This window comes from Kineococcus sp. TRM81007 (assembly GCF_022669155.1).
Lineage (GTDB): Bacteria > Actinomycetota > Actinomycetes > Actinomycetales > Kineococcaceae > Kineococcus.
Window position 1 is genome coordinate 79,231 of the sequence record NZ_JALBVB010000052.1, and the last position, 14,430, is coordinate 93,660.

Annotated in this window: 12 protein-coding genes; all 12 read left to right on the forward strand. The window is 72.2% G+C overall.

Going from position 1 to position 14,430, the window contains the following annotated elements; all coding sequences use genetic code 11:
• Window positions 1–135 precede the first annotated feature (135 nt).
• The gene (gene alaS / locus MN205_RS10920; protein WP_242127131.1) at window positions 136–2,817 is read left to right on the forward strand and encodes an alanine--tRNA ligase; all 2,682 of its coding nucleotides are present in this window, start codon (window positions 136–138) and stop codon (window positions 2,815–2,817) included.
• Between the two features lie 91 nt (window positions 2,818–2,908).
• Window positions 2,909–3,409 (forward strand): Holliday junction resolvase RuvX, encoded by a 501-nt coding sequence (gene ruvX, locus MN205_RS10925; protein ID WP_242127132.1) that lies wholly within the window; start codon window positions 2,909–2,911, stop codon window positions 3,407–3,409.
• Window positions 3,410–3,417: 8 nt separating this feature from the next.
• The gene (mltG, locus tag MN205_RS10930) at window positions 3,418–4,509 is read left to right on the forward strand and encodes an endolytic transglycosylase MltG (protein ID WP_242127134.1); all 1,092 of its coding nucleotides are present in this window, start codon (window positions 3,418–3,420) and stop codon (window positions 4,507–4,509) included.
• A 97-nt stretch (window positions 4,510–4,606) separates the two neighbouring features.
• Window positions 4,607–5,470: a shikimate dehydrogenase gene (locus MN205_RS10935; protein WP_242127136.1), complete on the forward strand. Its 864-nt coding sequence runs from the start codon at window positions 4,607–4,609 to the stop codon at window positions 5,468–5,470.
• Between the two features lie 40 nt (window positions 5,471–5,510).
• On the forward strand, window positions 5,511–6,065 hold the full coding sequence (locus MN205_RS10940) for a Uma2 family endonuclease (protein WP_242127138.1): 555 nt from the start codon (window positions 5,511–5,513) through the stop codon (window positions 6,063–6,065).
• 155 nt (window positions 6,066–6,220) lie between these two features.
• Window positions 6,221–7,591, forward strand: a complete 1,371-nt coding sequence (locus tag MN205_RS10945; RefSeq protein WP_242127140.1) for a type IV pilus twitching motility protein PilT — start codon at window positions 6,221–6,223, stop codon at window positions 7,589–7,591.
• A 14-nt stretch (window positions 7,592–7,605) separates the two neighbouring features.
• Entirely contained in the window at window positions 7,606–8,844 is a 1,239-nt protein-coding gene (locus tag MN205_RS10950; RefSeq protein WP_242127142.1) for a type II secretion system F family protein, read from the forward strand.
• 209 nt (window positions 8,845–9,053) lie between these two features.
• Window positions 9,054–9,455, forward strand: a complete 402-nt coding sequence (locus MN205_RS21850; RefSeq protein ID WP_308220270.1) for a prepilin-type N-terminal cleavage/methylation domain-containing protein — start codon at window positions 9,054–9,056, stop codon at window positions 9,453–9,455.
• A gap of 77 nt (window positions 9,456–9,532) precedes the next feature.
• Window positions 9,533–10,804: a type II secretion system protein gene (locus MN205_RS10960; protein WP_242127144.1), complete on the forward strand. Its 1,272-nt coding sequence runs from the start codon at window positions 9,533–9,535 to the stop codon at window positions 10,802–10,804.
• Window positions 10,801–11,559 carry a type II secretion system protein J gene (locus tag MN205_RS10965; protein WP_242127146.1) on the forward strand — a complete coding sequence of 253 codons (759 nt, stop codon included), beginning with the start codon at window positions 10,801–10,803 and terminating at the stop codon, window positions 11,557–11,559. The genes MN205_RS10960 and MN205_RS10965 overlap by 4 nt, the downstream gene beginning before the upstream one ends.
• Window positions 11,559–13,490 carry a hypothetical protein gene (locus MN205_RS10970; RefSeq protein ID WP_242127148.1) on the forward strand — a complete coding sequence of 644 codons (1,932 nt, stop codon included), beginning with the start codon at window positions 11,559–11,561 and terminating at the stop codon, window positions 13,488–13,490. Before MN205_RS10965 ends, MN205_RS10970 begins: the two co-directional genes overlap by 1 nt.
• Window positions 13,487–14,278: an A24 family peptidase gene (locus tag MN205_RS10975; protein ID WP_242127150.1), complete on the forward strand. Its 792-nt coding sequence runs from the start codon at window positions 13,487–13,489 to the stop codon at window positions 14,276–14,278. The genes MN205_RS10970 and MN205_RS10975 overlap by 4 nt, the downstream gene beginning before the upstream one ends.
• Window positions 14,279–14,430: the final 152 nt, after the last annotated feature.

Consider the following 14,430-nt stretch of genomic DNA (forward strand, 5'->3'; position numbering starts at 1 on the left):
CCGCGGGGGTCGGGGGAGGTGCTCCCGTCCGCGCCGGTGGCCGCCGGCGCGGGGTGCGCCCGCGCTCCGGGTAGGGTCGAGGGTCGAGCGCCGGGCGGCCGACCCGGCGGCACCGCACGAGCAGGAGGCACCTCGATGCAGACGGCCGAGATCCGTCGGCGCTGGCTGGACTTCTTCGAGCGCAAGGGCCACACCGTGGTGCCCAGCGCCTCGCTGGTCTCCTCCGACCCGAGCCTCATGTTCACCGTCGCGGGCATGGTGCCGTTCATCCCGTACCTCACCGCCCAGGTGCCCGCGCCGTACAAGCGCGCCACCAGCGTGCAGAAGTGCCTGCGGACCCTCGACATCGAGGAGGTCGGCAAGACCACCCGCCACGGCACGTTCTTCCAGATGAACGGCAACTTCTCCTTCGGCGACTACTTCAAGCGCGACGCGATCACCTTCGCCTGGGAGCTGCTGACCACCCCCGAGGCGGACGGCGGCCTCGGCTTCGACCCGCAGCGGCTGTGGGTGACGGTCTACCTCGACGACGACGAAGCCTTCGCGCTGTGGCGCGAGGTGGGCGTGCCCGCCGAGCGCATCCAGCGCCGCGGCAAGGCCGACAACTACTGGAACACCGGCCAGCCCGGCCCCGGCGGTCCCTGCTCGGAGATCTACTTCGACCGCGGCCCCGAGCACGGCGCGGACGGCGGCCCGGAGGCCGACGAGGACCGCTACCTCGAGATCTGGAACCTCGTCTTCATGCAGTACCAGCTCTCCGCGGTGCGCTCGAAGACCGACTTCGACGTCGCCGGCGAGCTGCCCGCCAAGAACATCGACACCGGCATGGGCCTGGAGCGCGTCGCGTTCCTCAAGCAGGGCGTCGACAACATGTACGAGATCGACGAGGTCCGCCCCGTCCTGGACAAGGCCGCCGAGCTGTCCGGCAAGCGCTACGGCGCCGTGCACGAGGACGACGTGCGCCTGCGGGTCGTCGCCGACCACGTGCGCAGCGCCCTGATGCTCATCGGCGACGGCGTCACCCCCGGCAACGAGGGCCCCGGCTACGTGCTGCGCCGCCTGATCCGCCGCGCCGTGCGGGCGATGCGCCTGCTGGGCGTGGAGGAACCCGCCCTGCCGCACCTGCTGCCCGCGTCGATGGAGGTCATGAGCGCCTCCTACCCGGAGCTGCGCACCGACTTCGAGCGCATCTCGAGCGTCGCGCACGCCGAGGAGGACGCCTTCCGCCGCACCCTGGTGGCCGGCACCTCGATCTTCGAGAACGCCGTCGCCGCCACGAGGGCCTCCGGCGGCAGCGCCCTGTCCGGTGAGCGCGCGTTCGCGCTGCACGACACCTACGGCTTCCCCATCGACCTGACGCTGGAGATGGCCTCCGAGGCCGGCGTCACCGTCGACGAGGCCGGCTTCCGCGCCCTCATGGCCGAGCAGGTCGGCCGCGCCAAGGCCGACGCCCGCGCGAAGAAGACCGGCGGGGTGGACCTGTCCAGCTACCGCACCACGCTGGAGGGCATGCCCGGCCCGGTGGTCTTCACCGGCTACGAGCAGGCCGACAGCGAGGGCGGCGTCGTCGTGCTGCTGCGCGACGGGGTGAGCGTGCCGTCCGCACCGGCCGGCACCGACGTCGAGGTCGTCCTGGACCGCACCCCCTTCTACGCCGAGGGCGGCGGCCAGCTCGCCGACCACGGCACCCTCACCACCGCCTCCGGCGCCCGCGCCCGGGTGGGCGACGTGCAGCAGCCGGTGCGCGGGCTGTACGTGCACCGCGCGACCGTCGAGTCCGGCGAGCTCGTCGTCGGCGACCGGGTGCACGCCGAGGTCGACGCGGTGCGCCGCCGCGCCGTCAGCCGCGCCCACACCGCCACCCACCTCGTGCACCAGGTGGTGCGCGAGCACCTGGGCGACTCCGCCACCCAGGCCGGTTCGGAGAACGCCCCCGGCCGGCTGCGCTTCGACTACTCCGCCAGCGGCCAGGTCGGCGCGGACGCCGTGCGCCAGATCGAGGGGGTCGTCAACGAGCGCATCGCCGACGACCTCGAGGTCGGCGCCACGGTCATGGACCGCCAGGCCGCCCTCGACTTCGGCGCGATGGCCCTGTTCGGCGAGAAGTACGGCGACCGCGTGCGCGTGGTCACCATCGGCGGCGACTGGTCCAAGGAGCTGTGCGGCGGCACGCACACCCTGACCTCCCAGCAGGTGGGGCTGGTCTCCATCGTCTCCGAGGGCTCCATCGGTTCCGGCGCGCGCCGCATCGAGGCGCTCGTCGGCACCGACGCCTACGACTTCCTGACCCGCGAGCACCTGCTCGTCAGCCGCCTCACCGACGTCGTCAAGGCCCGCCCGGAGGAGCTGCCCGACCGCATCGGCTCCCTGATGACGCGGCTGCGCGACGCCGAGAAGGAGATCGCGAAGCTGCGCGCCGGGCAGGTCCTGGCGCTGGCCCCGCAGCTGGCCTCCGGCGCCCAGGACGTCTTCGGCGTCAGCGTCGTCGCCCACGACGCCGGTGCCGCCTCCGCCGACGACCTGCGCACCCTCGCGCTGGACGTGCGCGCCCGCCTCGGCGAGGAGCGGCCCGCCGTGGTCGCCGTCGCCGGCGTCGCCAAGGACCGCCCCGTCGTGGTCGTGGCCACCAACGCCGAGGCGCGCGGCTGGGGCGTGAAGGCCGGTGAGCTGGTGCGCCAGGCCGCGCAGACCCTCGGCGGCGGGGGCGGCGGCAAGGACGACGTGGCGCAAGGTGGCGGACAGGACCCCGCGAAGGTCGGTGAGGCCCTGACGGGCCTGCGCGACGCCGTCGGCCGGCGCGTCACCGGCCCGCGCTGAGCCGGGCGCCGCGACGGTGCGGGCCGGGGTGCGGGTCGGCGTGGACGTGGGGAGCGTCCGCGTCGGGCTCGCGGCGTGCGACCCTTCCGGGGTGATCGCCTCTCCCGTGCGCACCCTCGCGCGCGACGAGCAGGCCGACGCGGACGTCGCCGAGGTCGCCGCGGAGGTGCGCGAGCGCGCCGCCGTGGAGGTCGTGGTGGGTCTTCCGCTGTCGATGGACGGGTCCGAGGGTCCGGCGGCCTTGCGCGCGCGCGCGCACGCGAGCAAGATCGCTGTGGCCGTCGACCCCGTGCCGGTGCGCCTCGTGGACGAGCGCCTCAGCACGGTCGGCGCCCACCGGGCCCTGCACGACGCGGGCCGGCGGGAGAAGCAGTTCCGCGACGTCGTCGACCAGGCGGCCGCGGTGGTGCTGCTGCAGGCGGCCCTGGACGCCGAACGCTCCACCGGGCGGGCACCCGGCCAGGTGCTCCCCGCCACCGGGGGAGCCGGCCCCGCCCGGCGGCGCAAGGCCAGGCACGGCAGGACCGCACGCCCCGCCGGGGCGGACGCGGCGCACGACCCGCACGAGCGTCCCGACGCCACGGAGGGCTGAGAAGCGTGATGGACCTGATGGACCTGCCCGGTACCCGCGAGGGCCGACCCCGCCGCCGGCGCCCCTGGCGCGCGGTCGTCGTCCTCCTCGTGGCCCTCGGCCTCGTCGGCGGCGGCACCTGGGCCGCCTGGGGCACCCTGGAGCCCCTCGTCAGCCGGCTGACCGCCAGCGACGACTACGAGGGCACCGGCACGGGCAGCGTCGACGTGAAGGTGGAGGCCGGTGACACCGGCACCGCCATCGGCCGCACCCTGCAGGAGGCCGGTGTCGTCAAGACCACCGAGGCGTTCATCTCCGCCGCCTCCGCCCACCCCGGCATGGCCGGCATCCAGCCCGGCACCTACCGGCTGAAGCAGGAGATGTCCGCCTCCGCGGCGGTCGCCCTCCTGATGGACCCCGCCTCGAAGGTCACCACCCGGCTGACCGTCCCGGAGGGCCTGCGCGTCACGCAGGTCGTGGAGCTGATCGGGGAGCAGACCCCCCTCAGCACCGAGGACGTCGAAGCCGCCCTCGCCGACCCGGCCGCCATCGGCCTGCCCGCCTCCGCCGGCGGGAACGCCGAGGGCTACCTCTTCCCCGCCACCTACGAGGTGGACCCCGACGAGACGGCCGTGGAGCTGCTCAGCAGCATGGTGGCCCGCACCCAGCAGGCCCTCACCGAGCTCGGCGTGGCCCCCGAGCGCGAGCGCGAAGTGATCATCACGGCGAGCATCGCGCAGAAGGAGGCCCGCAGCGCCGCCGACATGGCGAAGGTGACGCGGGTGCTGCTGAACCGCATCGAGGACGGCATGAAGCTGCAGCTGGACTCCACCGTCAGCTACGGCACCGGCGGCACCACCGTCACCACCACGGCGGACGAGCGCGCCACCGACACCCCGTGGAACACCTACATGCACGAGGGCCTGCCCGCCGGGCCCATCAGCAACCCCGGCATGGACGCCCTGCGCGCGGCCGTCAACCCCGAGCCGGGGCCGTGGAAGTTCTTCGTCACGGTGGACCTCGCGACGGGTGAGACGCGCTTCGCCGAGACCGGCGCCGAGCACGCCGCCAACGTGGAGCTGTTCCGCCAGTACCTGCGGGAGCACCCGGAGTCCGAGTGAACGTCCGAGTGAACGTCGGAGTGAACGCCCGAGTGAACGCCCGAGCGGACGTCGGGGTCGACGCGCGGACGGGCACCCGCGCCGGGGCCGGTGCGCGGTGAGGGCCGCCGTCTGCGGTTCCCCCATCGCGCACTCCCTGTCCCCGGCCCTGCACCGCGCCGCCTACGCGGCCCTCGGCCTGCACCGGTGGGAGTACGACCTGCTGGAGGTCGACGAGGAGCGCCTGCCCGGCCTCGTGGCGTCCCTGGACACCGGCTGGGCCGGGCTGAGCCTGACGATGCCGCTGAAGCAGGCCGTCCTGCCCCTCGTCGACGAGGTCAGCGACTTCGCCCGCGCCGTCGGCGCCGTCAACACCGTCGTGGTCACCCCCCGGCCCGCCGGCGGTACCGGCCGGGCCGGGGTGCACCTGCGGGCCGAGAACACCGACGTGCACGGCGTCGTGGCGGCGCTCGCGGAGGCCGGCGCGGTCGGCGTGGCGCGCGGCGCGGTCGTCGGCGGGGGAGCGACGGCCCGCTCGGCGCTGGTGGCGCTGCTGCGCGCCGGCTGCCCGCGGCCGGTGGCGGTGGTGCGTTCCTCCGCCCGCGCCGAGGAGCTGACGCGGGTCGCGGCCCGTCTCGGCGGCGAGGTGGAGGTGCGCGGCTGGGCGGAGCTGCCGAGCGTCCTGGACGCCGACGTCGTGGTCTCCACGGTGCCCAGCGGTGCCTCGCAGGCCGTCGCCGACGTCCTCGCCCCGACCGGTGCCCCGGGCGGGTCGCGTCCCGCCCCGCTGCTGCTGGACGTCGTCTACGCGCCGTGGCCCACGCCCCTGGCGCAGCGCTGGGCCGGGCCTGTGATCGGCGGCTTCGAGATGCTGCTGCACCAGGGGGCGGCGCAGGTGGAGCTGATGACGGGGCGCACCGCGCCGCTGGAGGCGATGCGCGCCGCCGGGCTCGCCGTGCTGCGGGAGCGCGCGCGGGCGTGAGCCGTAACCTGGAGCCCCGGAGGGGAGGAGGTGCTCTCACGTGTCGGTCCCGACCACGGCCCGTCCCGGGCAGGCGATGTCCTGGGAGGAGTACGCGCGGCTCCCGGAGGGGCCCCGGTACGAGTACGTCGACGGGCACCTCGTCGTGAACCCGAGCCCGTCCTTCCGTCACCAGATGATCTCGGTGAACCTGCTGGTGGCCCTGAGGGGGGTGCTGCCCGGCACGCACCGGGCCGTGCCGACGTGGGCGTGGAAGCCCGCGCGCGACGAGTTCATCCCCGACGTGATGGTGTGCGCGATCGCGGACGTGGAAGCGGGCGGTCCGGCGCGGTTCACCGGTACGCCCGCGCTCGTCGTCGAGGTGCTGTCCGGCAACCGCGGTGACGACCTCGTGCGCAAGGCGACGAAGTACGCGGCCGCCGGTCTGCCGCACTACTGGATCGTCGATCCGCGGGACGAGGTGGTGCAGACCTTCGCCCTCGACGCCGGAACCTACCGCTCGGACGTCACCCTGGTCGCGGGCGACCCGCCGGCCGAGCTGGACCTGGGCGTGGCGCGACTGGTCACCTCGGTCGCCGAGCTGCTGACCCCCTGACCCCTCCCCGCCGGCCCTCTGACCCGAACGGCTGACACCCGTCCCCGGCGGTGATCGTCCCCTCAAGACGCGCACCCGCCGCGCCGACACGGTGAGGACGGTGCCGACCGACGGCGCCGCCGTGCGCCGTGGCGGGCGCCGTGGAGGGGAGCGAGATGAACGACGCGGGTGCCGCTGGTCGGCCCGTCGACGCTTACGTGCCGGTGAACCTGCGGCCCGACGGCGAGGTGGCCCCGCGCCGCGACGTCAGCGCGCTGCTGGCGAAGCTCACCGGTGACGCGCCCGTGCCGGAGACCACCGCCGTGGAGGTGCCCGCCCCGCGCGCCGTCCAGCCCCCGGCCACCCCGGGGCTGGCCGAGGACCTGGTGCGTCCCGCGGTGCCGCTGCTCGCCCCCGACCCGCAGCAGGAGCCCGTCGACGTGGAGGCGCTGGTCACCTCCGGCGGCGACGACAGCGGCCCGGCGTTCAAGGTCAACGACGTCCTCGTCGCCGGGCTGGAGGCGGGTGCCTCCGACATCCACCTGACGTCCGGTGCGGAGCCGACCGTGCGCCTGTCGGGCGAGCTGACCCCGCTGGAGGGTTTCGACAAGCTCACCCCGCGGGTGCTGCAGCAGGCGATCTACGCGATCCTCACGCAGAAGCAGCGCGAGCAGTTCGAGGCGAACCTGGAGCTGGACTTCGCCTACCAGGTGCCCGGGCACTCCCGCTTCCGCGTCAACGTGTACCGCCAGCGCGAGTCCCTGGGGGCGGCGTTCCGGCGCATCCCGTACGAGATCAAGCCGCTGGAGGACCTGGGCGTGCCGCCCGTGGTGGGTTCGTTCGCGGGCCTGCAGCGCGGGTTCGTCCTCGTCACCGGCCCCACCGGTTCGGGCAAGTCGACGACGCTGGCGTCGATCGTGGACCTGGCGAACCGCACCCGCAAGGACCACATCATGACGGTGGAGGACCCCATCGAGTTCCTCCACCGCCACAAGAGCTGCCTGGTGAACCAGCGCGAGGTGGGGGAGGACACGAAGTCCTTCGCTAACGCGCTCAAGCACGTGCTGCGCCAGGACCCCGACATCATCCTCGTCGGCGAGATGCGCGACCTGGAGACGATCTCGGTGGCGCTGACGGCAGCCGAGACCGGCCACCTGGTGTTCGGCACCCTGCACACCCAGGACGCCGCGCAGACCATCGACCGCGTCATCGACGTGTTCCCCCCGCACCAGCAGCAGCAGATCCGCGTGCAGCTCGCCGGTGCCCTCCAGGGCGTGGTGTGCCAGACGCTGTGCAAGCGCGCCGACGGCCGCGGCCGCGTCGTCGCCACCGAGGTCCTCGTCGCCACCCCCGCGATCCGCAACCTCATCCGCGAGGGCAAGACCCACCAGATCGGCTCCGCCATGCAGGCCGGCGCGCAGTTCGGCATGCACACCCTCGACCAGCACCTCGCGGAACTCGTCCGCACCCGACAGATCACGTTCGAGCACGGCCTGGAGAAGTGCCACGCCGCCGACGAGTTCCGCCGCCTCACCGGCCGGATCTGAGAGAGGACCGACCGATGGCCACCGCCACCAAGGGGCAGCGGACGTTCGAGTACGCCGTCCGCGACCGCGCCGGGAAGCTCGTCAAGGGGAGGCTGGAGGCGTCCGACCAGGACGCGGTGCTGCAGCGCCTCCGCAGCCAGGGCATGGCACCGATCAGCGTCACCGAGTCCAAGGCCGGCCAGGGCCTCCAGATGGAGATCACCCTGCCGGGGTCCAACGGCGTGGGGATGAAGGACATCGCCGTCATGTCGCGCCAGTTCGCGACGATGGTGTCCTCGGGCCTGACGCTCATCCGCGCCCTGGGCATCCTGGCCGAGCAGACGGAGAGCAAGAAGCTGGCCAAGGTGCTGCACGAGGTGCGTGCCGAGGTGGAGCAGGGCACGGCGCTGTCGACGGCGATGGCCAAGCACCCGCTGGTGTTCCCGCCGCTCATGACCAACATGATCCGGGCGGGTGAGGTCGGCGGCTTCCTGGACGGGGTGCTGCTGCGCATCGCGGCGAACTACGAGTCCGAGGTCAAGCTCCGCGGCAAGATCAAGTCGGCGATGACCTACCCCGTCGTCGTGCTGATCATGGCCGTGGCCGCCGTCTTCGGCATGCTGATGTTCGTCGTCCCGGTCTTCAAGGAGATGTTCGCCTCCCTGGGCGGGAGCCTGCCGGCGCCGACCCAGCTGCTGGTGGTGCTCAGCGAGCAGATGAAGTGGGTCGCACCCTCTGCCGCGGTGCTGCTGATCGCCTTCGGCTTCGTCTGGAAGCGGGTGAAGAACCGCGACGGCGTGCGCGGTGTCGTCGACCCGCTGAAGCTGAAGGTGCCGGTCTTCGGACTGCTGTTCCAGAAGGTGGCGCTCAGCCGCTTCGCCCGCAACATGAGCACGATGCTCGCCGCCGGCGTGCCCATCCTGCAGGCCCTGGACATCGTCGCGGAGACCACCGGGAACATCACGCTGACCCGCGGCATCCGGGACGTTCAGGAGAGCGTCCGCAACGGCGAGTCGCTCACCGGGCCGTTGTCGAAGCACAAGGTGTTCCCGGCGATGATGGTGCAGATGATGGCCGTCGGTGAGGACACCGGGGCCATCGACGCCATGCTCGAGAAGATCTCCGAGTTCTACGACCAGGAGGTCGAGGCGATGACGGAGAGCCTCACGGCCCTCCTGGAGCCGCTGATGATCGCCGTGCTGGGCAGCATCATCGGCTCCATGGTGATCGCCCTCTACATGCCCATGTTCAGCATCATGGACCAGATCAAGTAGGTCCCAACACCCCCGCAGCCGGCCCGTGAGCGCACCCGTGCTCACGGGCCGTCGCCGTCCCCGCGGCCGGTCACTGCTCCAGGGGGGTGAAGCGGTCACCAGGCGCTCAAGGGCGGCGCCGACCGGGCCGATGGCTTGAGTACAAGAGCCGCCACACCGGCCACGGTGCGCGACCAGCGAGCGGCTCACGATCCAGAAGGGGAGCGTCCATGCTCGCTCGCATCCGCAAGGCCAACGAGGACAAGGAGCAGGGGTTCACCCTCATCGAGCTCCTCGTCGTCATCGTCATCATCGGCATCCTGGCCGCCATCGCCATCCCGACCTTCCTGAACCAGCGGGAGAAGGCGTGGGCGCGCTCGGCCCAGTCCGACCTGCGCAACGCCGCCACGGTGATGGAAGAGCAGTTCGGTGAGACCGGCACTTACCCCACTACGGCTACCGCGGGCATGTTCAAGACGTCGGACGGCAACTCCATCGAGATCACGTCCGGTGGCACCGCGTACTGCCTCGACCTGACCAGCACCAAGCTCAAGGGTGCTGACGGTGACACGGACAGCCAGTACTGGAGCTTCAACAGCGCGACCGGCAAGCCCGAGTCGAGCGCCTGCTGACGATGAGCCAGTGACGGGGGAGGCCCACGGGGCCTCCCCCGTTCCGCGACCCCCGAAAACACGATCGAGGAGCAGCAGTGGTGCAGGAAGAACCGCGGGACACCGGCTTCACGCTCGTCGAAGTCATCGTCGCCTCCGTGCTGTTCGTCATCCTCGGCACCACCGTCGCCGTCGCGCTGACCACGGCGGTCCGGGCAGCTGCGGCCAGCGAGGGCCGCGTGCAGGCGACCAACCTGGCCGCCGAGCAGATCGAGCTCGCTCGCGACGCCGACCCGAGCACCCTGGCGGACGCCTCGGTCGAGGTCCAGCGCGGCAGGATGACCTACCGCGTCACGACCACCGTCGACTCCCAGACCGCTGACGTGGGCGGGTCCGCCTGCGACGGCGCCAGTGGTGCGGAAGCCCTCAGGCGGGTCACCGTCACGGTCACCTGGGACGGCATGGGCGACGTCGCCCCGGTCCGCTCCGACACCTACCGGAACCTGCCGATCACCGGTTCCTCGAGCACCCGCGGCACCCTCACCCTCAAGGTGGTCGACCGCGAGAGCCGTCCCCTCGCTGGTTCCCCCGTCGCGCTCAGCCGCAACGGCGTGGCTCTGGCCACCCGTGCGACGGGTGCCGACGGCTGCGTGGCCTTCTCGAACCTCGAGGCCGGCGCCGGCTACCGCGCCGAGCTCCGGCAGTCCGGCTTCGTCGACCCGGGGCACGCGCCCAGCACCGCCGTGGTGACCACCGTGGTCGCGAAGCAGGTCACCAAGCACCCCGGCTTCCAGTGGGACCGTGCGTCCACACCCGTCATCACCGCTCCCGTGCCGGCCGGGTACCCCGTGCCCGCGGGCGTGCCCGTGACCCTCTTCAACGGGGACGCGCAGGGTGCGCCCCTGGTCCTGGCAGCCTGCTCCTCCACGACCACGGTGTGCGCCGACCAGAGCGGTGCCGGGACCGACCGCGCCACCTGGAACGTGCAGGGGCTTTTCCCGCGCACCAGCGGGTACCGGGCAGCGGCCGGCGGTTGCGGCAACTGCACCACCTCGCCGCGGACGGTCGCCACGATCAAGCCCCTTCCGGGACAGTCGACACCCGTGGACGTCTCAGGGCTCGGGGGGCTGGACGTCGTCCTGAAGAAGGGGGGCCGGACGGTCGTCGGCAGCGTCTGGGTCGTCAACGTCAACGACCCCAACGAGAAGTACCAGCTCACCGGCATCACCACGAGCAGCCCGGGCAGGATCGCGATCCCCGCCGGTTCCTGGCGTGTCAGCGTGTCCGCGACCGAACCCAACGCCGCCTACCGGACGTCCGTGGACGTCGGTCCCCTGACCACCCGGACGATCGAGGTGACCGCGCCGTGACCGCCACCCGCCGTAGCGGCGATCCCGCGGACGAGGGCGTCACCCTCGTGGAGGTGCTCGTGGCCATGCTGGTCGCGGGTGTCCTCTCGACCGTCGTCATGCTCACCATGACGCAAGCGTTCGACACCACCCGTCTCGCCGACGGCCGGCAGGAACGTGCCGCTCAGGCACGGGTCGCCCTGGACGACACCGCCACCCTGCTGCGCACGGCGACCAACTACACCCCGGTACCGCCGCAGGGCGGCAACGCCGCCCCCGGCCCGACCGTTCGCGCCTTCTCCGTCCTCGCTCCGACCGAGGTCGTCTTCCTGGCGAACCTGTCCGCCATCGGGGTCACACGGGCGGAGGACAAGCGTCCCACCAGGGTCCGCTTGTACCTCGACACCTCCGACCCCGCCGACCCGGTGCTGCGCGAGGAGCGCTGGACCTCGACCGGCGTGAACCTCGATGGCAGCCTCGTCTGGCCGGGCCGGCCGAACTCCTCGCGGGAGGTGGCGCACCGTGTCAGCGTCCCCGCCGGCAGGATCTTCACCGGGTACCTGGTCGACGACGTCGCGTCGGGCCCCACGGACGGCCAGCAGTTCCCCGACTCCACGCTGCCCGTGGATGCCGGGGGCGCCGTCACGGGTGCCGGCCTGGACGCCGTGTCCGGTGTGCGGGTCCAGATCGCCGTCACACCCCCGGTCGGTGAGACCGGGGGCCCCGCCACGTTCAGCAACTACGTCAGCTTCGTCAACCCCGTGGGGCAATCGTGATGAGCAGGAGCGTCCACCGCGACGGTGACGAGGGGTACGCCCTCGCCTTCGTGATGATCACCATGATGGTCGTGGCCATCGTCGTCGCCACGACCATCACCATCGCGATGTCCAACCTCAAGCCGAGCCGTGAGAACGCCGACTCACAAGCCGCCCTGGCCGCGGCGCAGACCGGCGTCGACGACTTCGTCACCCGGCTCAACGCCTGTGACGCCTACTGGCGTGATGCCCGCGACGAAGAGCTCAAGGCCGTGACCGGGCAGTCCTTCACCCGGGCGTGCCCAGGCAGCACGGACAGTCCCGCGCTGCTCACCTGGGCTTCCGTTCCGGGCACCGACGGGTCCGGCCGGGCGAAGTTCACGTACGACATCCTGAGCGCGCCGGACGGGACCGCCACGCCTGGTCGCATCCGCCTCCGGTCGACCGGTGACGTCGACGGTCAGCAGCGGACCGTGACGATCGAGCTGAGCAAGCAGGGCTTCCTTCAGTACATCTACTACACGGAGCGGGAGGCTCCTTCGCCGAGCACCATGCGATCCCGCTTCGGCCCCCGCGTCGTGCCCCTGACAGAGGACTTCGCCCGCAACCGCGTGTGCCTCGCCTCCTCGTGGTGGAACGGATGCTCGGAGTGGGGAACCAAGATCGAGTACGGCGGCCTGAGCGTCGCCGACGCCGAGCGGTGCAGCAGGACCTGGTACAACGACGGCAGCGGCAACGGCCGGCGAGCGAGGTACGACAGCAGCACCTCCTTCGAGGAGACTCCCTTCGTCGAGACGTACGTCATCTACACCAACCGGAACAGGTCCTACTCAGGTACCGCCCAGCGCTCGTGCGACATCCAGTTCGGGCCGCAGGACGTGATCTCCGGCCGTCTCTACTCCAAGGACGCGCTGATGCTGGGCGGCAGCGCCCAGAGCAAGCCGACGTTCATCGGTTCTGCTCAAACGTACTGGCAACCGAGCTACTCCCCGGCGCCGCGTTCCGGCGCGCCCTGGCGAGACGCCTCGAGCAACGGCTCCTCCGGGTACAACCTCAACGGCCAGAAGCCCGCGATCACCCAGGAGGACGTGAGCCTGCCGCCGTCGAACGGTGAGATCCGTGCGGTTGCCGCGGGTACCGCAGGCTGCCTGTACACGGGCCCGACGCGCATCGTGTTCCAGGCCGGTGGGGGGTACACGGTGACCAGTCCGCGCACCGCCGCCAGTTCCTCAGCCTGCGGCAGCAACCTGTCCTCGGGGGTGGCCCAGACCGTCTCCGGGCCGAGCAGTGGCGTCATCTACGTGGACGCCTTCTCCGGTCAGTGCACCGACCCTGCTGCGGGAGGTCCCCGGGTCCTCAACACCTACCCGGTCCAGGGGGACGTCACCACGTACTCCTGCGCCGCCGGGGACGTCTTCGTCGAGGGCAGGGTGAAGGGGCGTTACACCATCGCTTCCGCCGACCGCGTCGTCATCACCGGCAACACCACGTACGTCTCCGGCCGCAGCTCGACCGGCACCGACGTCCTCGGCCTCATCGCAGGCACCGGCAACGTGGAGATCTACCACCCCGTGCGGTGCGCTACCAGTGTCGTCGACCGTGCGTGCGTCAACGACGCCTCCGACTTCGGGGCCGACACCGCCAGCGTGTACGCCAACCTCGCCGGCTCCGTCCAGAACATCGAGGTGCACGCGGCGCTCCTGTCGGTGTCCAACTCCTTCACCGTGCAGAACTACGACCGGGGAGCCGCCCTCGGAACGTTGAGCGTCTTCGGTGGCATCTACCAGAAGCAGCGCGGTGCGGTCGCGCTGTCCGGCAGGACCGGCTACGTCAAGGACTACGCCTACGACTCCCGGCTGGTGTCCATGCCCCCTCCGTCCTTCCTCCGACCGGCGAAGGACCCCTGGCTGGTGTCCTCGTTCAGCGAGAACCAGGGCCTGGCGCAGCGGTGATCGCCCTCGTCGCCGCAACGGGTGCCCTCGGCGTCCTGGTCGGCTCCTTCCTGAACGTGGTCGTGCACCGCGTACCACTGGGGCAGTCGGTGGTGGCCCCCGCCAGCCGGTGCCCGGGGTGCGGCACACCGCTGTTGCGGCGGGACAACGTCCCGGTGCTGTCCTGGCTGGCCCTGCGGGGCCGCTGCCGGCACTGCGCCCGGCCGATCAGCCCGCGCTACGTCGTCGTCGAACTGCTCACCGGTGCGCTGTTCGCCGCGGTGGCCTGGCTGGTCGGCTGGTCGTGGGCGCTGCCCGCGCACCTGTACCTGGCGGCCATCGCCGTCGCCCTGGCCGCCATCGACCTCGACGTCAAGCGACTGCCGGACGTCATCGTCCTGCCGTCGTACCTGGTCGCCCCCGTGCTGCTGGCCGTCGCCAGCGCCGGCACGGGGCAGTGGGGCTGGCTCGGGCGCGCAGCGCTCGGTGGTCTCGCGCTGTGGACCTTCTACTACGCGCTCTACCGGGTCAAGCCGGGCGGGATGGGCTTCGGGGACGTCAAGCTCGCCGGCGTCCTCGGCCTGTACCTGGCGTGGTGGGGATGGTCCCAGTTCCTCGTCGGTGCCTTCCTCGCCTTCCTCGTGGGAGGTGTCGTCAGCGTGGCCCTGCTGCTGTTCAGCGGCGCGGGCCGCAAGACACGCATCCCCTTCGGCCCGCACATGCTCGCCGGTGCGATCGCGGCCCTCTTCGTCGGCGCCGACCTCGCCGGCTGGTACCTCCAGCTCTTCGACCTGGGACCCGTCACCTGACCGGTCGTCCTCCACCTGGGGGAAGCGTGCGCGTCACGCTCAAGCGCCTCACCCCGGGCGCCGATCACGGTACGGACGACCCACCCCGGCGCACAGCGCCGGACCACCACCGCCGGCGCCAGCCGCGGGCCGACCCACTGACCCATGAAGGA